The sequence below is a fragment of the Streptomyces sp. PKA51 genome (assembly GCF_057552455.1).
Window position 1 is genome coordinate 310,762 of sequence record NZ_BAAJPZ010000001.1, and the last position, 20,000, is coordinate 330,761.

The 20,000-nt window shown below is 73.5% G+C and carries 18 protein-coding genes; 11 read left to right on the forward strand and 7 right to left on the reverse strand.

Annotated features, from left to right (window positions below; translation table 11 throughout):
* Positions 1-105: 105 nt before the first annotated feature.
* The gene (locus AC27L3_RS01135) at positions 106-1,452 is read left to right on the forward strand and encodes a cytochrome P450 (protein ID WP_487232047.1); all 1,347 of its coding nucleotides are present in this window, start codon (positions 106-108) and stop codon (positions 1,450-1,452) included.
* A gap of 10 nt (positions 1,453-1,462) precedes the next feature.
* Here AC27L3_RS01135 and AC27L3_RS01140 read toward each other — a convergent pair whose 3' ends face one another.
* The 3 genes from AC27L3_RS01140 to AC27L3_RS01150 all read right to left on the reverse strand — a co-directional run bounded on the left by AC27L3_RS01140 (position 1,463) and on the right by AC27L3_RS01150 (position 3,993).
* On the reverse strand, positions 1,463-2,614 hold the full coding sequence (locus AC27L3_RS01140) for a terpene synthase family protein (protein WP_487232048.1): 1,152 nt from the start codon (positions 2,612-2,614) through the stop codon (positions 1,463-1,465).
* The gene (locus AC27L3_RS01145) at positions 2,611-3,288 is read right to left on the reverse strand and encodes a hypothetical protein (RefSeq protein ID WP_487232049.1); all 678 of its coding nucleotides are present in this window, start codon (positions 3,286-3,288) and stop codon (positions 2,611-2,613) included. Before AC27L3_RS01145 ends, AC27L3_RS01140 begins: the two co-directional genes overlap by 4 nt.
* Positions 3,289-3,588: 300 nt before the next feature.
* On the reverse strand, positions 3,589-3,993 hold the full coding sequence (locus tag AC27L3_RS01150; protein WP_487232050.1) for a resolvase: 405 nt from the start codon (positions 3,991-3,993) through the stop codon (positions 3,589-3,591).
* Positions 3,994-4,925: 932 nt separating this feature from the next.
* Here AC27L3_RS01150 and AC27L3_RS01155 point away from each other — a divergent pair.
* Both AC27L3_RS01155 and AC27L3_RS01160 read left to right on the forward strand, forming a co-directional pair.
* Entirely contained in the window at positions 4,926-5,414 is a 489-nt protein-coding gene (locus AC27L3_RS01155) for a hypothetical protein (protein ID WP_487232051.1), read from the forward strand.
* Positions 5,415-5,491: 77 nt separating this feature from the next.
* A complete protein-coding gene (locus tag AC27L3_RS01160; protein WP_487232052.1) occupies positions 5,492-6,334 on the forward strand; it encodes a hypothetical protein in 843 nt (280 codons plus the stop codon).
* Positions 6,335-6,382: 48 nt separating this feature from the next.
* Here the strand turns inward: AC27L3_RS01160 and AC27L3_RS01165 are convergent, their stop codons facing one another.
* The gene (locus AC27L3_RS01165) at positions 6,383-6,874 is read right to left on the reverse strand and encodes a hypothetical protein (protein ID WP_487232053.1); all 492 of its coding nucleotides are present in this window, start codon (positions 6,872-6,874) and stop codon (positions 6,383-6,385) included.
* 174 nt (positions 6,875-7,048) lie between these two features.
* Positions 7,049-8,506 carry an MFS transporter gene (locus AC27L3_RS01170; RefSeq protein ID WP_487232054.1) on the reverse strand — a complete coding sequence of 486 codons (1,458 nt, stop codon included), beginning with the start codon at positions 8,504-8,506 and terminating at the stop codon, positions 7,049-7,051.
* A 125-nt stretch (positions 8,507-8,631) separates the two neighbouring features.
* Here AC27L3_RS01170 and AC27L3_RS01175 point away from each other — a divergent pair, with 125 nt between their 5' ends.
* Entirely contained in the window at positions 8,632-9,606 is a 975-nt protein-coding gene (locus tag AC27L3_RS01175; protein WP_487232055.1) for an Lrp/AsnC family transcriptional regulator, read from the forward strand.
* Here AC27L3_RS01175 and AC27L3_RS01180 read toward each other — a convergent pair.
* A complete protein-coding gene (locus tag AC27L3_RS01180) occupies positions 9,557-9,940 on the reverse strand; it encodes a DUF488 domain-containing protein (RefSeq protein WP_487232056.1) in 384 nt (127 codons plus the stop codon). The two genes, AC27L3_RS01175 and AC27L3_RS01180, sit on opposite strands and share 50 nt — an antisense overlap.
* 123 nt (positions 9,941-10,063) lie before the next feature.
* Here AC27L3_RS01180 and AC27L3_RS01185 point away from each other — a divergent pair, with 123 nt between their 5' ends.
* The 3 genes from AC27L3_RS01185 to AC27L3_RS01195 all read left to right on the forward strand — a co-directional run bounded on the left by AC27L3_RS01185 (position 10,064) and on the right by AC27L3_RS01195 (position 13,389).
* Positions 10,064-11,125, forward strand: a complete 1,062-nt coding sequence (locus AC27L3_RS01185) for a CapA family protein (protein ID WP_487232057.1) — start codon at positions 10,064-10,066, stop codon at positions 11,123-11,125.
* 144 nt (positions 11,126-11,269) lie between these two features.
* A complete protein-coding gene (locus AC27L3_RS01190; protein ID WP_487232058.1) occupies positions 11,270-12,061 on the forward strand; it encodes a phosphatase PAP2 family protein in 792 nt (263 codons plus the stop codon).
* 140 nt (positions 12,062-12,201) lie between these two features.
* The gene (locus AC27L3_RS01195) at positions 12,202-13,389 is read left to right on the forward strand and encodes an acyl-CoA dehydrogenase family protein (RefSeq protein WP_487232059.1); all 1,188 of its coding nucleotides are present in this window, start codon (positions 12,202-12,204) and stop codon (positions 13,387-13,389) included.
* A gap of 67 nt (positions 13,390-13,456) precedes the next feature.
* Here the strand turns inward: AC27L3_RS01195 and AC27L3_RS01200 are convergent, their stop codons facing one another.
* Entirely contained in the window at positions 13,457-14,221 is a 765-nt protein-coding gene (locus tag AC27L3_RS01200; protein ID WP_487232060.1) for a LysR family transcriptional regulator substrate-binding protein, read from the reverse strand.
* 58 nt (positions 14,222-14,279) lie between these two features.
* Here AC27L3_RS01200 and AC27L3_RS01205 point away from each other — a divergent pair, with 58 nt between their 5' ends.
* The 4 genes from AC27L3_RS01205 to AC27L3_RS01220 all read left to right on the forward strand — a co-directional run bounded on the left by AC27L3_RS01205 (position 14,280) and on the right by AC27L3_RS01220 (position 19,989).
* Positions 14,280-14,723, forward strand: a complete 444-nt coding sequence (locus tag AC27L3_RS01205; protein ID WP_487232061.1) for a DUF5997 family protein — start codon at positions 14,280-14,282, stop codon at positions 14,721-14,723.
* Positions 14,724-14,872: 149 nt separating this feature from the next.
* Positions 14,873-17,131 (forward strand): serine/threonine-protein kinase, encoded by a 2,259-nt coding sequence (locus AC27L3_RS01210; protein ID WP_487232062.1) that lies wholly within the window; start codon positions 14,873-14,875, stop codon positions 17,129-17,131.
* A 61-nt stretch (positions 17,132-17,192) separates the two neighbouring features.
* Entirely contained in the window at positions 17,193-18,311 is a 1,119-nt protein-coding gene (locus AC27L3_RS01215) for an NAD(P)H-dependent flavin oxidoreductase (RefSeq protein ID WP_487232063.1), read from the forward strand.
* Positions 18,312-18,435: 124 nt separating this feature from the next.
* Complete coding sequence (locus tag AC27L3_RS01220) at positions 18,436-19,989, forward strand: acyl-CoA synthetase (RefSeq protein ID WP_487232064.1); 1,554 nt, start codon at positions 18,436-18,438, stop codon at positions 19,987-19,989.
* The last annotated feature ends 11 nt before the right edge of the window (positions 19,990-20,000 follow it).

The following is a 20,000-nucleotide window of genomic DNA, read 5'->3' on the forward strand; positions in this document are numbered from 1 at the left end:
GCTGGGGCGAAATGCCCGTAAGCTCTCCATTCGGGTCTTGAGCTGGTGGTGACCGCGCCCTGGCCCGGTCATGTCCGGCACGCCCGACGTTCAAAGAGCACTGCCATGCCGATTACTGCCGTCAGCCGCCTGCACACCGTTCCCCTGAGGAGAGTCCTCGGCGGGCTGCGCGCCGGCGGTCCGCTGGGGATGCTGGAGCGCACCGGACAACAGGCGCAAGGGGCGCTGGTCCGGTTGGAACTGGGCGCCTTCCGGCCTCTTCTGGTCACTCATCCCGACCACCTTCGGCAGGTGTTGCGCGACCATGGCGCGAATTACCGGCGGGGCTCGATGATGTGGAAGCCGATGGGCCGACTGACGGAGCAGGGCATCGCGGGCGAGGGGCCCCGGTGGCAGACCAGTCGTGAACTGTGGTGCCAGGGCCTGTCGGGCCGTTCCGCGCAGGACGCCGGTGACACAACCGCATCCTCGATCGCCGGTGCGGTCGCGGATCTGGAACAACGGGTGGCAGCCGGCGCCACGGTGGACGCGGTGGCGGAGATGACCCGTATTGTGCTGCGGATCGTCAACCCGGTGTTCTTCGGCTCACGCATCCCCCAGCCGCAGTGCGACCGGCTCGCCGCGGCGGTAGGCGTCGCCTTCGACTCCCTGTTGTGGCGGATGGCGCTGCCCTTTGTGCCGCTCGCGGTGCCGATGCCGGGCGACCGTGCCTTCAAGGGTGCCACCCGTACGGTCAACGAGATCCTGCTGCCGTTGATCCGCCGGGCGCGGCACACTCCCGGAAGCGGCACGGACCTGATGAGTCTGCTGCTGGAGGGCGGGCGCACGGATGGACGGCCGCTGAGCGATGAGCACATCGCCCAGGACATCGTGGCCCTGTTCATTGCGGGTTCGGAGACCAGCGCGCTCACCCTGACCTGGGCATGGGTCGCGTTGCAGGAGCATCCCGGGATCGTGGCGGAGCTCCGCCGGGAGGCCGACCAGGTGCTGGGTGGCGGACCGCCACGGCACGAGCATGTACGCCGACTGACGCTCACCCGGCGGGTGCTGGCCGAAGTCTGCCGGCTCTACTCAATGGCGTGGGCCCTGCCCCGGACGGCAGCCGCCGAGGATGTCATCGACGGGGTGAGGGTGCCGGCCGGCGCCACGGTGGTGCTCTCCCCGTATCTGACCCACCGGCTGGCCGAGTTCTGGGAGAAACCACTGCACTTCGACCCCGGCCGGTTCACCGAGGAGCGTGTCCGCGGCCGGCATCCGCTGGCCTACCTTCCCTTCGGCGACGGGCCCCACCAGTGCGTCGGCCAGTCGTTCTTCCTGAAGGAGGCGGCGCTGGTCATGGCCACCATGCTGAGCCGTTTCTGCTTCTCCGCGCCCGGCCGGGCCGTACCCAGGGCGGCGGTCACGCTGCGGCCCCGGGACCGGGTCGATCTGGTGCTGACACCGCGGAGTTGAGGTGCCTCCCTTAGAAACGGTCCCACCACCAGGCCACCGACGGAATCGGCGGCGGGGTGCCGTCGCGGGGCGCGTCCTGGGTGAAGAAACCGGTGGTGGTGACCGCTCCCGGATGCCGGCCGTCGGGGTTGGTGTAGCGGCCGGCCCGCAGCCCCCATTCGAGGTTGCCCCGGATCAGATGGGAGAGGTGATCCAGGTGCAGCCGCAGCGGCCCACCGGCCCCGGGCAGCACCTGGTCCCGCAGCCGGACAAAGCGCAGGGTCAGCCGGTTGCACAGATCCACGGCCTCGGCCATGGCCGCCTCCGGGCTCAGGCCGCGTTCGGCGGCCAGGACGTCGACCAGGTTCAGCCGGCACTGCGAGGGCCGTGGGTCGCGGGCGGCCAGCCAGCGTTCCTTGCCATAGGAGAACAGGTCGTCGTCGAAGGCCGCGACGGTGAGGGCCAGTTCGTCCAGAGCGCGCACCGCGGGGGAGTCGAGCACCCCGCCGGGGATCTCCGCCTCATCGATGATCTCCATCCAGCTGACGGTCGCCGTACCGGCCGCGGTGTGCTGCCGCATATGGGCGTAGTCGTCCAGCGACGGCGTACGGTCCCGCAGGCGGCAGCCGAACTCCCACAACACACCGAGGAACCAGGCACGATGCCCCTCCACCAGGCGCCGGGCCTGCACCGGTGTGCCCATGGCGCGACAGCGCGCCGCCAGGTCGCCCGCCGCGAGGAGGAAGGGGTCCGCACATCCGCCCGGTGCGGTTCCCGGTGCTTCCAGTACGCGCAGCAGACGCGTGGCGAAGGCGGCGAAGTCGCCGGCACGCATGCTGGCCGGCCCCTCGTCGCAGTGCAGGTCGTCAAAGGCGAACATCAGCACGCACCAGTCCACGGCGACCTGGAGCCGGCCGGCCGGCGCCCGCGGCATGATCCGCCCGTAGAAGCCCCCGCAGTCATTGCCCGTCATCCGCACCCGCTGCGCCCCGTCCCGGCACAGGCCGTATCCATTCACCCAGGCCGCCGCGGCGGCGTTGAGGCGGCCGGCGTCCGGGTGCTCGGCGCAGGTCAGGGGGCAATACCGCGGCGGGATCTCCACCCGGATGCCGGCCGCGGCCCGTTCCCCGCCGGCGGGGGTGCTTCCGGCCGCCGTCGCGCTGAGGACGCCCGTGCCGGTCACGGCAGCAGAGCGCGGGTGAGTACCCGCACCGCCTGGCTCACGTCACCACCGGCAGTGGCGTCGAACACCGCGCTCTGGCCGGCCAGCGGATCGGTGCCGAAGGCCTTCTTGAGCCCGTCGTCCGCGCCCTGCCCGAGGCCCAGGGTCGACGCGCCCTCCGCGGTTCCCCTGGTGACGTCGATCTTGGTCTTGTCCAGTCGGACGTCCAGGGTGAACAGGCCGTCCGACTGCCGGCGGGACGCGCTCCCGGCCGTGGCGCCCCGGGTGGTCGCCGTCCCGGTGGCGACGCGCGCGCCGAAGTCGAACGTGACATCCGTGAACTTCACGCCTCGGCCCGTGGCGTCGGTGAAGGTGATGCCGCCGTCGGCCGGTACCGATCCCGCGCTGAGGTCCAGTGCGATCTCGCCCCGCGTGATCGGCAGGCGCACGCAGGTCCGGTCGTCGACGTGGGACATGACCGCCGGGCTCTCGGCCCCGAGCGTCACCCCCTGACCGGCCAGTGCCTTGGTGACGGCATCCGTCGGGCACAGGTCCGCCTGCGCCTTGACGACCTTCAGCTGCGGAGCGGGCAGCACGCCCGGAGTGAGCCCCGCCGCCGCGCCGACCCAGGACAGCACGCAGACCCCGGTGGCCACCGCGCAAGCCGCGAGGACACGCCTCCCCGGCAAGGGCATGGCCACTCCTCTCGACGTACGCGTGGAGTGCCGGCACAGTTGCCCGCCGACATCGGCCTCGGTTCTTGCGCGAGCCGGACCTCCGCCTCCACGCGACCATGCCGCCGGGCCGGGTACTACCCGGGCGGGGCCAGGCGGGTGACGGAGGGCCGGAGAGGGGGCCGGGGCGTGCCGGCGGCGGCCGGATTCCGCTTAGAGGTCGTTTTCTCAAGGTGTTTTCGATCCTCCCGCCTGGCGAGTGGCTGGTATCGGCATTCGGGGAGTATCCGAACGGGAATTAGCGGTAGCCGTTGACCTGGGTCATGGTCCGGCCGTGTCGAGGGTGCTGACTCGGTTCTCGTACTCGCGGCGCGCCCTGCGCTGAGCCGGGTTCGCCGGGGTGCCTTGGCTGCCGTCGAGCGGTTGGCAGAGGGCGAGGAGCTGGCGGTGCACAGTCGGGACCGCGGTAACGCGCAGGGTGTACCCCTGGCCGCGCCGTACGACCACCTCCTGGTCAAGCGCGGCCCGCTCGGCGACTTCCAGGCCAGCGGTGCGGAGGAAGTCGGCGACCTTGCCGGGCATGTCGAGGGTGACCGGCAGCTCCGCGGCGGGGGCGTCTTCCTCGGTGGCGGTGTGGTCGGGCATGAAGTCGGCGACGGCGGTGCGGATGGCGCCGCGGCTGACGCCGTGGTCGCGGGCGAGGGCGGCGATGGAGCGGCCTTCCAAACTGTCCGGGCCAGCCGGGACCGATCCGGACAAGCCCCTGACCAGGCCGGACAGCAGTGCTCTGTCCGGGACATCCGTCTGCTGTTCCCCCTGCTGGCCAACACCAGCAACATCGACCTGTCTGACCCGCATGAGCAGGCGCAGGAGTTGGACCGCAAAGAATGGGGGAAACGATGCACATACGCAGGACGTTGGCAGTCGTCGTACTCGGATCGTCACTGGGAATCGGTACCCTGGGGGTCGCACCGGCTCAAGCCGAGCAAGTTTCCGCCCAGGCCCTGCCCTCAAGTTGCACCAAAGGTAAGAATCTCAGCAACGCCTGGGGAAAATGCATCCCCCGCGGTAACTACAAGTGGCACGTATCCATCGAATGCGACGCGTTCAGCTGGGCGAACAGCAGCGTCCTCACCGGTCCGGGGCGCGTCAACGTCTACTGCCCGTTGCCCTTTACCCGGGTGAACAAGGTCGCCCTCGTCGAAGACTGAGGCGCTGGCGAGGGCATGGGCGGAGCTGGACGCGCACCTGTCGGCCGGAACTCCGGTGGCCGCGGACGGCACGCGTATGGTCACGTCGCGCATCTTCACGGCGGCCGTTGCGTGGTTCTCGGCCTGGATGCGCGCGCTGCCGCCGATGGCGATAGCCTTGCCGGCGGCCGAGGCACCGCCGCGGCCTGCTGGGCCAGAGCTACCAGCTCGCGCAGTTGGGCGGCCGTCTCTTCCCGGCCGCCCTCGTCCAGGTCCTCCAGTCAAGCCGTGGGCCGTCGACCCGGAGGCAGCGTCCCGCCTCTGGGACCTGTCCGCCGAGCTCGTCCAAATGAACGGATCCTGACGGGCGCACAGGAACACACCCCTCCCATGGAGCGAATCACGCCACTCTCCTGCGGCATGGCTCATGCGCTTCCCCGGGGTGGAGGGGCCCAGTAGCGTCGGACCGTGGACGGGGACACGGCCGACACCGGCACGGTGGAGTTCCGTTTCAGCGCCGCCTGGTGCGAGCTCGCGCTCGGCCTGGGCGGGCAGTGGCGCTCGTTCCGGGCGACCGGTCTCAACGACGCGTTCGGGCAGCTGGCCGGAGCGGTCGCGGCGCTGGCACGCCCGGGGCACGATACGTGCCTGCGGGCGGTGCTGTGGGGTGACGAACCGGGCGGGGTCTTCCTGGACTTCGCCTCGGCGGTGTCCGATCACCTCGCGCTGGTCGTGCACACGGTCGCGATCCCCAGCTGGATCACCGCGCCGGACTGGGCACCGGTGCGCGGCGAGGCGGTGCTGCGGCATGTCGCGCCGCGCCGCGAGCTCACCGGTGCCTTCCTTCGCGGATTTGAGGCGGTCGGCGCGGCCTCGGGTCCGGGCGGTGCGATCGCGGGCTGGCCGCACCCCTTCCCCGACACGGCCGTCACGGAGCTCCGCGACGCGCTCGGTTGACGCTCGTCCCCGCCATCGCAAGGACTCGTCGAAGCCGAAACGAAGGGCTATGTGTCATGTACTTGGCAAATGCGCATATGGCGTCCGCTCTACGGCGGCTCGGAGTGCTGGCCGTCGTCATGGCGTGCGCGCTGCTCGTCACGAACGCCGCCGGGGCGACCGCGGCCACCGCGGCCCGGGCCAAGGGCTACCACGACTGCTTCAATGCCGCGACCAGCAAGGACCACCTGGTCAAGTCCGTGCACAACGTGGACACCTACCGCACTGTCGCGCTGCGCTGCGGCCGTCACGACGCTCCCGGCCATGAGGGCTTCGGCGTCCGGCACATCAGCGACGGCCACCCGCCGTTCAACGCGACCACAGTGCAGTGCATCGAGCACGTCCTGAGAACGGCCCTGTACGAGGGCCCGGCCAGCGGCAAGGACAACGTCTCGTACACCATCTCCACCCGTAATCTCGACGCCGTCGTGATCGTCAACGTCGACACCGACAACGTGGTGACCGCCTACACCTCGCGCGGCGGCACGTCCGCGAGCAACGAGTGGGGCGCCTGCGTGGGCATCCACGCCTCCGCCCAGCACGCGCCGGCCCTTGCGAACGGCGGCGCCACGGTGAAGACGGCGGGTTCCTGCTGGCAGGAGTGGTTCGGCAACCGCTCGGTGTGCGTCGCCGTCAACGGCGAGAAGCTGCACGTCAACACCCTGGGTGCGGGCGAGAGCTATGAGAGCTTCCGGGACACCGGCTGCGCCACACCGATGCTGTTCGCCAACGGCCGTATGTTCCGCATGGGCTCCTACACCTGCGGCAGGGGCCTGCTCCACCAGGACTTCGCCATGAACAACGACTTCCCCGACAACCTCCGGCTGTGCCTCGGCTGGACCGACATCGACCACCGGGCCTGCCTCACCATCCACGATTGACGGTGAGCGACGCGAGCGAGAGCGTCCGTCCCGGGCGCTCTCGCTCCGTCAGCCAGTGCCCGGCTCGGCCCGCTGGTCCGTACAGCCACGACACTCCAGGAGGTGCAGGGCGCCGCCTTGCCGCCGGAGGAAGAGGTCCGGGATACCCATGCCTTCGAGGGTGTTGCACCGGGCGTACAGAGGGCCGCGGACGTTGCGCAGCGCCGCGTACAGTACGCCCCGAAGGTGGCCGGGGTACGGCTGGAAGGCCGTGTCGGAGCATGGCGGGCACCAGGTGACGTAGCCGTCCTTGGTCGGCGTCCGCCAGCCGCCCCAGCGCGGTCCCTGTGCGCGGCAGCCGGAGCAGGACGAGGCGCTGGCGGCCAGGTCGTCCTCCACGCGTTCCCACCGGTCCAGGAGCTCGACGCAGGCCCGGGGCAGGAGCCAGTGCCGGCCCGACCAGGACAGCAGGGGCAGTGGCCCGGTGCCGGCGATGCGGGACTGTTTGCGGCGTTCGAGGAACTCGTCCATCGTCAGCCCGCCGGGCAGCCGGATCGGCACCAGGTCGTCGGGGTCAACGGCCTGCTCGTCGGGGGTGCAGCAGGCGGTGGTGCCGCAGCAGGCGTCCGGCGCGGTGCCGGTCCGGGGCCATCTCCGCCCTGCTGCATACGGAGTTCGTCACCGCCGACGCCGACGCCGACGCCGCGCGTGTGGCCCGCTTCGGCGAGGAGAAGGTCACCGCCTTCCGAGCTCTGCGAGCTCGCTGCGGCGAGCCTGATCCTGCGGCGCCGGGCGGGGCGGGAACATCCGGGAGGCCGTGAGGGCCGCGGCGCCGAGAAGGGCGGCGGCCGACCACAGGGCGGGACGGGCGGCGTACAGGCCGGAGGCCGTGGCGCTCAGGAACGCGGTGCCGAGGAGGGCCGTGCCCAAGGTCGCGCCCAGTTGCTGGACGGCGTTGAGCAGGCCGGCTGCCGACCCCGTCTCGTGCGCCCGCACACGTGAGAGCGCGGCGGTGAAGAACGCGGTGGTAAACAGCCCGTTGCCGGTGCCGACGGCCACCAGCGCCACCAGCAGCGGCCACGGCAGTGCGCCGGGCCGCAGCGCGGGCAGCGAGGCGAGGGCTGCGGCCACTCCGGCGAGCATCAGGACCACCCCTGCGTACACCGTCCGCGGCCCCGATCGCCGCGCGAGCCGGCCGCCGGCCGCCCACGAGGCGAGGGCCATGGTGGCGGACCACGGCAGCAGGCACAGTCCGCAGGCCAGGACGCCGAGATCGAGCCTCAGTTGGAGTTCGAGGACGACCACCGTCATCAGCCCGGTCTGGGCCGCGAAGAACAGCGCGGAGGTCACCAGGGCGGCGGGGAAGCCGCGGCCGTGGAACAGGCTTGGTTCGACCAGCGGACTGCGCCCGGCCCGGGCCCGCCGGCGCTGGTGGACGGCGAAGAGGACGAGCACGAGGCAGCCGCTCGCCAGGGCGTACGGGCTCCACGGCGGCCGGTGCCCGCCGCCGTCGACCAGGGGCCGTACGACCAGGGCGGTGCCCAGCACGACCAGCGCCGTGCCGGGCAGGTCCAGGCGCCCGGACCGGCCCGGTTCCGCCGCCCGGCGCGGGGGCAGCAACGGGGTCAGGGCGAGCACGACGGCGGCCAGGGGCAGGTTGACGAGGAAGACCGCGCGCCAGGTGCAACCGAAGAGGTCGGCGTGGGTGAGCACCGACCCCAGCACCGGCCCCGCGATGGCGGCCAGCCCCATCACCGGGCCGATGCTGCCCAGGGCCCGGCCCAGTGCGGGGCCGTCGAACATGGCGCGGATCAGGCCGAAGGTCTGCGGTACGACCAGGGCCGCCGCCGCTCCCTGCACGGCCCGGGCGCCGATCAGCACAGCTGCCGTCGGCGCCAGTGCGCACACCGTCGAGGCGAGTGCGAAGGCCGCGACGCCGATGCCGAAGACCCGCCGCCGTCCGGCGAGGTCGCCCAGGCGTCCGCCCGGGACGAGCAGGACGGCGAACGCCAGGGTGTAGGCGGCGTTGAACCACGGGATGTCCGAGGCCGCACCGCCGAGACCGGCGTGGATCACCGGGGCCGCGACGGTGACGATCGTGGTGTCGAGCAGGTTCATCGCCTCGGCGATCAGCAGGGCGACCAGCGCGGGCCGGCGCCATCGGTGGTCCGCGGCGTTCGTCGCGGTGTTCATCGCATCCCCCATGGGTCCGTGTGGTGTCCGGATCACAGTGGTGCGAGGGCGCCCGGTGCCTCCATCCAGGGCCGCAGAACCGAAGATTTCTTCCTTGCAGTGGATCGTTCTGAAAGAATCCGATCATGCTGGACGACCTCGAACGCGGGATCGTGCACGCCCTGCACCTCGACGGGCGGGCCCCCTTCAGCCGGATCGCCGAGGTCCTGGGCGTGTCCACCCAGACCGTGGCGCGCCGCTACCGGCGCCTGCGCGCCGAGGCGGGCCTGCGCGTGGTCGGCCTCGCCGACCGCGACCGCTCCGGCGACACCCAGTGGGTGGTGCGCATCGGTACCACCCCCGGCGCCTCCCAGGCGCTCGCGCACGCCCTCGCCCGGCGCCCGGACGCCTCCTGGGTCAAGCTGACCTCCGCCGGGACGGAGGTCTTCGCCGTCGTGCACGCGCCTCATGCCGAGCAGCCCGTCCTCCTCGGTGAGGTGCTGCGCAGGAGCGGCGTCACCGCGGTCTCCGCGCAGTGCGTGCTGCACACCTACCTGGGCGGTCCGACGGCGTGGCACGGCCGGCTGGCGGCGCTCGACCACCGGCAGCAGCAGGAGCTGCGCCCGGTCCTGCCCGAGCCGTCCGGTCGGTCGGCGGCCTTCACCCCCGCCGACCGGGCCCTCGTCGACGCCCTGGGGCACGACGGGCGGGCCTCGTACGCGCAGCTCGCCACCGCCACCGGCTGGTCCCAGGCCACGGTGGCACGACGGCTGGCCGAACTACGGGCCCGCAAAGCGGTCTTCTTCGACGTCGAGATCGACACCGCCGCGTACGGCGTGACCACCCGGGCACTCCTGTGGATGGCTGTGCCGCCGGCCCACCTGGACCGGGTGGGCAGCGCACTGGCCGGCCACGAGGAGCTGGCCGTGGTCGTGGCGACCACCGGGACGACCAATCTGCTCGCGCAGGCCCTGTGCCCCGACCCCACCGCCCTGCACCACTACCTCACCCGCCGGCTGGGCGCCCTGGGGGACATCCGCGCCCTGGAGTCCGCGCCGGTGCTGCGCACGCTCAAGGCCGCCGGCCACCTCGGCCGCCCCGTGCGCGCACCTCGTCCTTGAGGACCTCCGCGGCACTGATGGCGGGGTCCCTGGTGGCCGTCAGCAGCGTCAGCGGGCCCTCGTGGGCCAGGTCGCGCAGGTGGTGCAGGGCCTCGGCATGATCGGCGTCGCGCAGTTCGGTGCGGTAGCGGCGGGCGAATTCGTCGAACTTCGCCGCATCGTGGCCGTACCAGGTGCGCAGCTCGGGCGAGGGGGCGGCGTCCTTGCACCACTCGTCGAGGGCCGCCGCCTCCTTGGCCAGGCCCCGCGGCCAGAGCCGGTCGACCAGCACCCGGCTGCCGTCGTCCTGCGAGGGCGGGTCGTAGACCCTGCGTACGCGCACGGTCGGCGCCATGGCCGTCACCTCCTTGGCAACCGGCACCATCGTCCGCCCCTGCGGCCGCGCCCGCACGCCGTACCGCCGGCCGCGGTACGACCATGGAAGGGAGGGGGGACGTGGGAGGCGGGAGGCGGGCCCATGGCACCGGTCACCGTGGCGCTGGCGGGCGACACCATGCTGGGGCGCGGCGTCGGCGAGCGGCTGGCGCGCTCCCCGCAGCCGGACACGGTCCTGGCCCCCGAGGTGCGGGACGTGATCGCCGGGGCCGACCTGTGCGTGCTCAACCTCGAATGCTGCGTCTCGGCGCGGGGCGAGCCGTGGCCGCAGCCGGGCAAGCCGTTCTTCTTCCGGGCCCCGCCCGCCGCCGCCGACGTCCTGGCGGAGCTGGGCGTCGACTGCGTGACCCTGGCCAACAATCACGCCCTCGACTACGGCTACGACGCCCTCGCCGACACCCTCCGCCTGCTGCCGCGGGCCGGGGTACGGACGGTGGGCGCCGGCCCGGACCTCGCGGCGGCCCGCGCCGTGGCCGTCCTGGAGGCGGGCGGGCTGCGCCTGGCCGTCGTCGGCGCCACCGACCACCCCGAGGACTTCGCGGCAGGCGAGGACCGGCCCGGAGTGGCCCTGGCGCAGCTGCACCGGGGTCTCCCGGCGTGGCTGCGCGAGGAGGTGGCCCGCGCGGCGGGGCGGGCCGACGCGGTACTGGTCACCCCGCACTGGGGGCCGAACATGACGTCGGCGCCCCCGCGCTACGTACGCGCGGCCGCCGCGGAGCTGCTGGAGTGCGGTGCCACCCTGGTCGCCGGGCACTCGGCACACGTCTTCCACGGGGCCGGCGAGCGCGTCGTGCACGACATGGGGGACTTCGTCGACGACTACGCCGTGGACGCGGTGCTCCGCAACGATCTGGGGCTGCTCTTCCTGGTGACCTTCGAGGCGGCCGCCGGCGCCGGCACGGCGGGCACGGCGGGGTCCTGGCGGCCGGTGCGGCTGGAGGCGGTGCCGCTGCTGCTCGACTACTGCCGCACGGAGCTCGCGCGCGGCGCCGAGTGGGACTGGGTGCGTGACCGGTTCACCCGGGCGAGCGCGGCCTTCGGCACCCGGGTGACGGCGTGCGGGGACCGGCTCGTGGTGCACTGGGGGAGGGAGGAGACGGACACCGCGGACAGCAGGGACACCGCTTCGGACCAAGCGGAGTGACACCTGTCACAACGGTCTCCGGGTGACCCCCTCACCACCCGCCCGTGCGCCCGGACCAGGCACGCGGCGCGTGTAGCTTTTGTTCGTGAGCCGTGCCGATGACATCTGTACGGCATGTACCCGTCACCCGAAGGACGCCTCCGCATGCCCTACGTGCGCCACTGGTTGCGCAACTCCATCCTGCTGTTCGCCGTCGCGATCGCGCTCGGGCTGGTCGCCGCGCACACCTCGCTGATCCAGCCCCACGACCTGGACCTGGACCGCACGATCCAGACCAACACGCGCACCGGCTGGCTGAACACCACGATGAAGCTGGTCAGCTACTGCGCCTCGCCGGTCGCCGGCGTGATCATCCTCGCCGTGTGGGCCGGATGGCTGCTCTTCGTCCGCCGCCGGCCGATCGCCGCCGTCTCCACCTTCCTCGTCGTCGCGGTCGGCTGGAACAGCACCCAGATCGCCAAGGCCATCGTGGCCCGCAACCGGCCGCCGCGGCAGTTCTCCCTCGACCCGGAGATCGGCTCCAACAGCTTCCCCAGCGGTCACACGGCCTTCACGGTGGCCGCGGCGGTCGCCGCGTACTTCCTCTTCCGCAACTCCCGGCACCGCAGCACCGTCGCCGTCCTCGGCGTCCTCGCGGTCCTGCTCGTGGCCTTCTCCCGGATGTACATCGGCGCCCACTACCCGACCGACACCTTCGGCTCGGTGCTGATCGCCGGCTCCGCGATCTTCTTCATGACCGGCATCTGGCACGCCTGGCTGCTGCCGCGCCTGGACCGCATCCCGCTGCTGGACCGCTTCGGCCTGGCGCAGGAGCGGGCGCAGCTCGCCGCCGCCGAGGGCGGCCACCCCGACCACGCCGACCCGTACGGCGCCTACGGCGGCCCCGTACCCGGCTCCCGCGGCGGCGGACGCCACCGGCGGCACGCGGGCCGCTGAGGCGTGATCCACTCGTCGAGGGCGGGCTTCCCCAGGGGGAGGCCCGCCCTCGACGCTTTTCCGCGCGTGCCTTCCCTCTTCCTGGAACGCGTTCTACCGTGTGCGCCACCGCACGCCGGCGAGGCCACCCGGGAGGGGCCGTGGACCTGACCTACACCCCCGAGCAGCAGCGGTTACGGGCCGAGCTGCGCGAGTACTTCGCACAGCTGGTGCCCGACGAGGCGGCCGCCCGCCACACCGACGCCGCCGAGCGCAAACGGTTCTACCGGCGCACCATCCGCCGCCTCGGCGCGGACGGCCGCCTGGGCGTGGGCTGGCCGAAGGAGTACGGCGGCGGCGGGATGAGCCCCATGGAGCAGTTCATCTTCTTCGACGAGGCCGCCCAGGCCGGCGTCCCCCTGCCGCTCATGGCGCTCAACACCGTCGGCCCCACCCTCATGCGCTACGGCACCGAGGAACAGAAGGCCGCCTTCCTGCCCCGCATCCTCTCCGGCGAGATCGACTTCGCCATCGGCTACAGCGAACCGGGCGCCGGCACCGACCTGGCCTCCCTCACCACCCGGGCCGTGCGCGCGGGGGACCACTACGTCGTCAACGGCCAGAAGATCTGGACCACCAACGGCGACACCGCCGACTGGGTCTGGCTCGCGGTGCGCACCACCCCCCTCGAACAGGGCGTCCCCCCGCACAAGGGCATCAGCATCCTCCTGGTGCCCACCAGCGACCCCGGCTACTCGTGCACCCTCATCAACACCCTCGCCTCGCACGACACCACCGCCAGCTACTACGAGAACGTCCGCGTCCCCCTCACCCACCGGGTCGGCGCCGAGAACGAGGGCTGGCGTCTGATCACCAACCAGCTCAACCACGAACGCGTCACCCTCGCCGCCCACGGCGCCACCGCCGTACGCGCCCTGCGCGACGTCCGCGACTGGGCCGCGGCCACCAAGCTCGCCGACGGCCGCCGGGTGATCGACCTGGGCTGGGTACGCGGCCGGCTCGCCCGCACCCACGTGCGCCTGGAGGCGATGAAGCTGCTCAACTGGCGCATGGTCGACGCCCTCCAGCACGCCACCCTCACCCCCCAGGACGCCTCCGCCGTCAAGGTCTACGGCTCCGAGGCCCGCCGCGACGCCTACGCCTGGCTGATGGAGATCCTCGCCGCCGCCGGCCCCCTCAAGGACGGCTCCACCGGCGCCGCCCTCCACGGCGAACTCGAACGCGGCTACCGCAGCGCCGTCATCTTCACCTTCGGCGGCGGCAACAACGAGATCCAGCGCGAGATCATCTCCTGGATCGGCCTGGGCATGCCGCGGGTACGGCGATGACGCCCGGCCAGGGCATGTCCGGCGGATCGCCAGCGCCCCTACGGGGTGCTGATCCGCTGGACAGCCCCTACGACCGACGGCGCGGCTTGCCGCGGCGGGCGGCGCCCTTCGGCGGCTGCGCGCCGCCGGAAGCGCCGCCGCGGCGGCCGGGCGCCGGCTTGCGGCGCGGGGCGGCCGCGGCGCGCTTGGCCGGCTGCTCGGCCGGGGCGGCCGGGGCCTGACGACGGCCGCGGCTGCTGTTGACGGTGCGGCCGCGGACGATGCCGATGAAGTCCTCGACCATGTCGGTCGTGCGCTCCTCGGGCCACGCCAGCGCGACGCTCGACTGCGGCACGTCGGTGACCGGCCGGTAGGTCAGGTCCCGGCGGTGGTACAGCCGGGCCAGGGACTGCGGCACGATCAGCACGCCCACCCCGGCCGCGACCAGCTCCAGGGCGTCCTCCGTCGTCGCCGGCCGCTCGATCGCGGGCCGGCCCGGCGGCTGCTCCCAGCCCAGGGTGTCGTCGAGCGGGTGGAAGACGATCTCCTCGGCCAGGTCGGCCACGGCCACCTCGTCGGCGGCCACGAACAGGTGGTCCTTGGGGACCACGACCACCGTCGTCTCGGTGTACAGGGGGATGGCGCTGAAGTACGTACGGTCGACCGGCAGCCGCACCAGACCCGCGTCCGCATCCCCGCGTCGCAGCACCTCGGGCGCCTCGGCGGCGGACACCTGCAAAAGCTCCAGGGGGACGTCCGGCAGGCGCTCCTGCCAGATCCGCGCCCACTTGGCGGGGGTCGCGCCCGGGACGTACGCGAGCCGGAACGAGGAAGGTACTGCCGAGCCTGTCACCCGGCCAGGTTACCGGGCGTGGTCTTCGCTCGTGCACACGCTCGATATCCTTGTCCGCATGACGTCGCACAAGAACACCCAGACCATGAAGCCCGCGACCGCGGCCAAGAAGCTGGGTGTGTACCTCGAGGCCACCCCCGCAGCGTTCCGTGAGGGTGTCGTCTCGCGCGACGAACTCGACGCGCTGCAGGCCGACCCGCCCCAGTGGCTGCGCGAGCTGCGCCGCAACGGCCCGCACCCGCGCCAGGTGGTCGCGGCCAAGCTGGGCGTGTCCATCTCCGGCCTGGCCCGCGGCGGGATCACCGAGGCGCTCACCACCGAGCAGATCGAGGCCCTGAAGCAGGAGTCCCCCGAGTGGCTGCTCAAGGAGCGCGCCACCCAGGCCGAGGTGCGCAAGGAGACCGTGCGCATCAAGGAGAAGCAGGCCAAGGAGGCCGAGGAGAAGGCCGCCCGGGCCGGGCAGGACGCCCGGGACGAGCGAGCGCGCCGCCCGCGTTCCTGACCCGGGCCGACCCGCCCCCGCGCGGCCCTTCCCCGGCCGTCCCCGCCGCACCACCGGCCGCCGTCGTCGCCCTACAAGCCGCCCTGCCTGGCCGCCATACTTGAGGTGCCGGGGAGGGCACTGCGAGTCGACGGGGGCGGCGGCGGAGGATGGCGGACACCAGGCTGATCCAGGGCCGGTACCTGCTGCTCGACCTGATCGGGCGGGGCGGGATGGGCGAGGTCTGGCGCGCCCGCGACGAGTCCCTGGGCCGGCACGTGGCCGTCAAGTGCCTCAAGCCCATGGGACGCCAGCACGAGCCGTCGTACCTGAGGGTGCTGCGCGAGCGGTTCCGGCGCGAGGCGCGCGTCGCGGCCTCGCTGCAGCACCGGGGCATCACCGTCGTCCACGACTTCGGCGAGTCCGAGGGCGTGCTCTACCTCGTGATGGAGCTCCTCGACGGCCGCAACCTCAGCCAGCTGCTGGAGGACAACAAGCAGCACCCGCTGCCCGTCCCCGAGGTCATCGAGATCGCCGCCCAGGTCGGCGCCGCCCTGGCCTACACCCACCGGCAGGGCGTGGTGCACCGCGACCTCAAGCCCGCCAACATCGTGCGCCTGACCGACGGCACGGTGAAGATATGCGACTTCGGCATCGCACGCCTGGCCCATGACATCGGCTTCTCCACCCGGCTGACCGGCACCGGCATCGCCATGGGCACCCCCCACTACATGTCGCCCGAGCAGATCGGCGCCGGCAACGTCGACCACCGCAGCGACCTGTACTCCCTGGGCTGCGTGCTGTACGAGATCGCCACCGGCACCCCGCCGTTCGACATGGACGACGCCTGGTCCGTGCTCGTGGGCCACCGCGACACCCCGCCCAGGCCCCCGCGCGAGCTGCGCCCCGCCCTGCCCGAGGCCTTCGAGGACGTCGTGCTCGACCTGCTCGCCAAGGACCCCGGCGACCGGCCGGCCGACGCCGGGGAGTTCGTCCGCCGCATCACCGGGCTGCCGCTGCACCGGCTGCCGCCGGACGGCCCCACCTGGGCCGGCCGGACGGCCGAGCCGCCCCGGCTGCCCGGCTGGGCCCGCTCCATGACCACCGGTGGCAAGGCGGCCGGCAGCGGCCGCCCCGCCCCGCAGCCCGGCCCGGCCGCCGCCCTGACCGGGCGCTGGACGCACCCCTGGGCACCCGCCGCCGGCCCCACCGGCACCGGGTACGCCGGGCCCGCCGCAGGCCGGACCCTGCCGCCCCCGGCCGCCGAGCGGCCGCCGCCCGAGGCGCTCGCCGAGCTCGCCGGGCGGCACGGCGAGGGCCTGCGCCTGGCCCGCCTCGACCGCTGGGCCGAGGCCGGCGAGGTGCAGCGGGCCGTCGTCGGCGAGCGCGAGCACCTGCTCGGACCGGACCACCCGGACACCCTGGCCAGCCGCTACGAGCTGGCGTTCGCCCTGAGCCGGCTGGGCCGGGCGCGCGAGGCGCTGGACGAGTTCGCCCGCACCGCCGCCGGCCGGGAGCGGGTGCTCGGCGCCGACCACCCCGACACCCTGGCCGCCCGGCAGGAGACGGCGTACGTCCTCGGGCAGCTCGGCCGGCACTTCGAGGCGCACCAGGTCTACACCGCGGTCCTCGCCGCCCGGGACCGCGTCATGGGCCCCGACCACCCCGACACCCTGCGCTGCCGCCACAACCTGGCGTTCAACCTCGGCAGACTGGGGCGGCCCGCCGAGTCCCACGCCCTGGCCCGCGACGTCGCCGCGGCCCGCGCCCGCGTGCTCGGCCCCGACCACCCCGACACGCTGGTGACCCGCTACGAGGTCGGCTACGCGCTCGGCCAGCTGGGCCGCTGGACGGAGGCCCTGCACACCTACCAGGCCGTGGCCGCCGCCCGGGCCCGGGTGCTGGGCCCCGACGACCCGGACACGCTCGCCGCCCGCTACGAGGCCGGCATCTGCCTGGGCCGGCTCGGCCGCAGCGCCGAGGCCCTGGAGCTCTACCGCGCCCTGGTCGAGGACCGCACCCGGGCGCAGGGCCCCGCCCACCCCGACACGCTGCGGGCCCGGCACGGGATCGGGGTCAACCTGGGTCGGCTGGGACGCTGGGAGGAGGCGCTGGCCGAGGCGCGCGACGTGTGCGCGATCCGGGCCCGGGTGCTGGGCCCCGACGACCCCGACACCCTGGTCAGCCGGCGCGAGGTGGCCGTCGCGCTCGGCTGGCTGGGCCGCTGGAGCGACGCCCTCGCCGTCTACCGCGACGTCGCGCAGGCCCGGCAGCGGGTGCTGGGCGCCGACCACCCCGACGCGCTGGCCAGCCGCCACGACGAGGCGCACTGCCTGGAGCAGCTGGGCCGCTCGGCCGAGGCCGTCGAGCTCTACCGGCAGGTCGCCGCGGTGCGGCGCACGCGGGCCGGCCGCGGGCAGCTGACGTAGCGTCAGAAAAGACCGGGCATCCGCCTTCCCTCCCCAAGCCCGCTGCGGCATCCTGCCGCCCATGCGGACCGAGCTGAGCCGACGGCTGGGCATGGAATGCGCCCTCTTCGGCTTCACCCCCTTCCCCGCCGTCGCCGCGGCCATCAGCCGCGCCGGCGGCCTCGGCGTCCTGGGCGCCGTGCGCTACCGCGACCCCGGCGAACTCGCCCGCGACCTCGACTGGCTCGACGCCCACACCGACGGCCGGCCCTACGGGCTGGACGTGGTCATGCCCGCCGCGAGCGCGGCGGGCGCCGCCGGGGTCACCGAGGCCGACGTCGAGGCCCTGATCCCCGCCGGGCACCGGCGCTTCGTGGCCGACACCCTCGCCCGGCACGGCGTACCGCCCCTGCCCGAGGGCGAACGCACCCGCTGGCGCATCACCGGCTGGCTGGAGGACGTCGCCCGCACCCAGCTCGACGTCGCCTTCGACCACCCGCTCGCCCTCGTCGCCAACGCCCTGGGCCCGCCGCCCCACGACGTCATCGACCGCGCCCACCGCCACGGCACCCTCGTCGCCGCCCTCGCGGGCAGCGCCCGGCACGCCCGGCGGCACGCCGAGGCGGGCGTCGACATCGTCGTCGCCCAGGGGTACGAGGCCGGCGGGCACACCGGGGAGATCGCCACCATGGTGCTCACCCCGGAAGTCGTCCGGGCCGTCGACCCGTTGCCCGTCCTGGCCGCCGGCGGCATCGGCAGCGGCGAACAGATCGCCGCCGCCCTCGCGCTCGGCGCGCAGGGAGTGTGGCTCGGGTCCGTCTGGCTCACCACCGAGGAGGCGGCCCTGCGCTCGCGCGCCCTGACCGCCAAACTCCTGGCGGCGGGCTCCGGCGACACGGTGCGCTCCCGCGCCCTGACCGGCAAACCGGCCCGCCAGCTGCGCACGGCCTGGACGGATGCCTGGGACGACCCGGCCGGGCCGGGCCCCCTGCCGATGCCGCTGCAGGGACTGCTGGTGGCGGAGGCACTGACGCGTATTCAGGAGCACGAGGTCGACGCCCTGCTGGGCACGCCCGTGGGGCAGGTGGTGGGGACGATGACGGAGGTACGGCCGGTGCAGGCGGTGGTCGACGACCTGACGCGCGGCTTCGAGCGGGCGGTGACCCGGCTGAACCGTGTGGCGGGCACCTCCCAGCGGTAGCCGGTGAGCTTGGGGCCACCGGGCGAAGCCCGGTCCGGGGGTCCGGGGGCCAAGCCCCCGGGAAACGGTGAAAGGGCGGGGTCGGGGAGAAGAACCGTCCGGCAGCAACCAGGAGGCAGCGCAAATGCCGCACGCAGTGAACGGCTTCTGGGCCGAGGCCACCGCGCACCCCGGGCGCGTCGCGCTCGTGACCCCCGACGGGCACGGCTGGACCGCGGGGCGCCTGCACGCCGAGGCCAACCGGCTCACCCACGCCCTGCGCGAGGCGGGGCTGCGCGCAGGGGACGCCCTCGCCGTCGTCCTGCCCAACGGGCCGGAGTTCTTCACCGCCCATCTGGCCGCCACCCAGGCCGGCTTCTACCTCGTCCCCGTCAACCACCACCTCCTCGCCGACGAGATCGCCTGGATCGTCGCCGACTGCGGGGCCAAGGTGCTGATCGCCCACGAACGATGGGCCGGGGCCGCCGCGGCGGCCGCCGACGGCGCGGGTCTGCCGCAGGGCGCCCGGTACGCGGTGGGGGAGATCCCCGGGTTCCGGCCGTACGCGGACCTGCTGCGGGGCCGCCCCGGCACCCCGCCCGAGGACCGCACCCTCGGCTGGGTCATGAACTACACCTCCGGCACCACCGGCCGCCCGCGCGGGGTGCGCCGGTCGTTGCCGGGGATCCCGCCGGAGGAGGCCCATCTCGGCGGGTTCCTCGGCATCTTCGGGATCAGGCCGCACGACGGCAACGTCCACCTCGTGTGTTCCCCGCTGTACCACACGGCCGTCCTGCAGTTCGCCGCGGCGTCCTTGCACCTCGGGCACCGGCTGGTGGTGATGGACAAGTGGACCCCGCAGGAGATGCTGCGCCTGATCGAGACGTACCGGTGCACGCACACCCACATGGTGCCCACCCAGTTCCGGCGGTTGCTGGCGCTGCCGGGCGACGTACGGGGCGCGTACGACGTGACGTCCATGCGGCACGCGATACACGGCGCCGCCCCCTGCCCGGAGCATGTGAAGCGGGCGATGATCGCCTGGTGGGGCGAGTGCGTCGAGGAGTACTACGCGGCGAGCGAGGGCGGCGGCGCGTACGCCACCGCGGCGGAGTGGCTGCGCCGGCCCGGCACGGTCGGCCGGGCGTGGCCCATCAGCGAGATCGCCGTCCTGGACGACGACGGCAGGCCGCTGCCGCCGGGCGAGGTGGGCACGGTCTACCTGCGGATGAAGACCGGTGGCTTCGCCTACCACAAGGACGCGGAGAAGACCGCACGCAACCGTGTGGGCGACTTCTTCACCGTCGGCGACCTGGGCCACCTCGACGAGGACGGCTACCTCTTCCTGCACGACCGCAAGATCGACCTGATCATCTCGGGCGGCGTCAACATCTACCCGGCCGAGGTGGAGTCGGTCCTCCTCGCCCACCCCGCCGTCGCCGACGCCGCCGTGTTCGGCGTGCCCCACGACGACTGGGGCGAGGAGGTCAAGGCCGTGGTCGAGCCCGCCGAGGGGCAGGTGCCGGGCGAGGAGCTGGCCGCCGAGCTCCTCGCCCACTGCGCCGCCCGCCTGGCGGGCTACAAGCGGCCCCGCTCGGTCGACTTCGCCGCCCGCCTGCCGCGCGACCCCAACGGCAAGCTGTACAAACGCCGGCTGCGGGAGCCGTACTGGCACGGCAGGCAGGGGCGGCTCGTCTGAGTGGCCGTCAC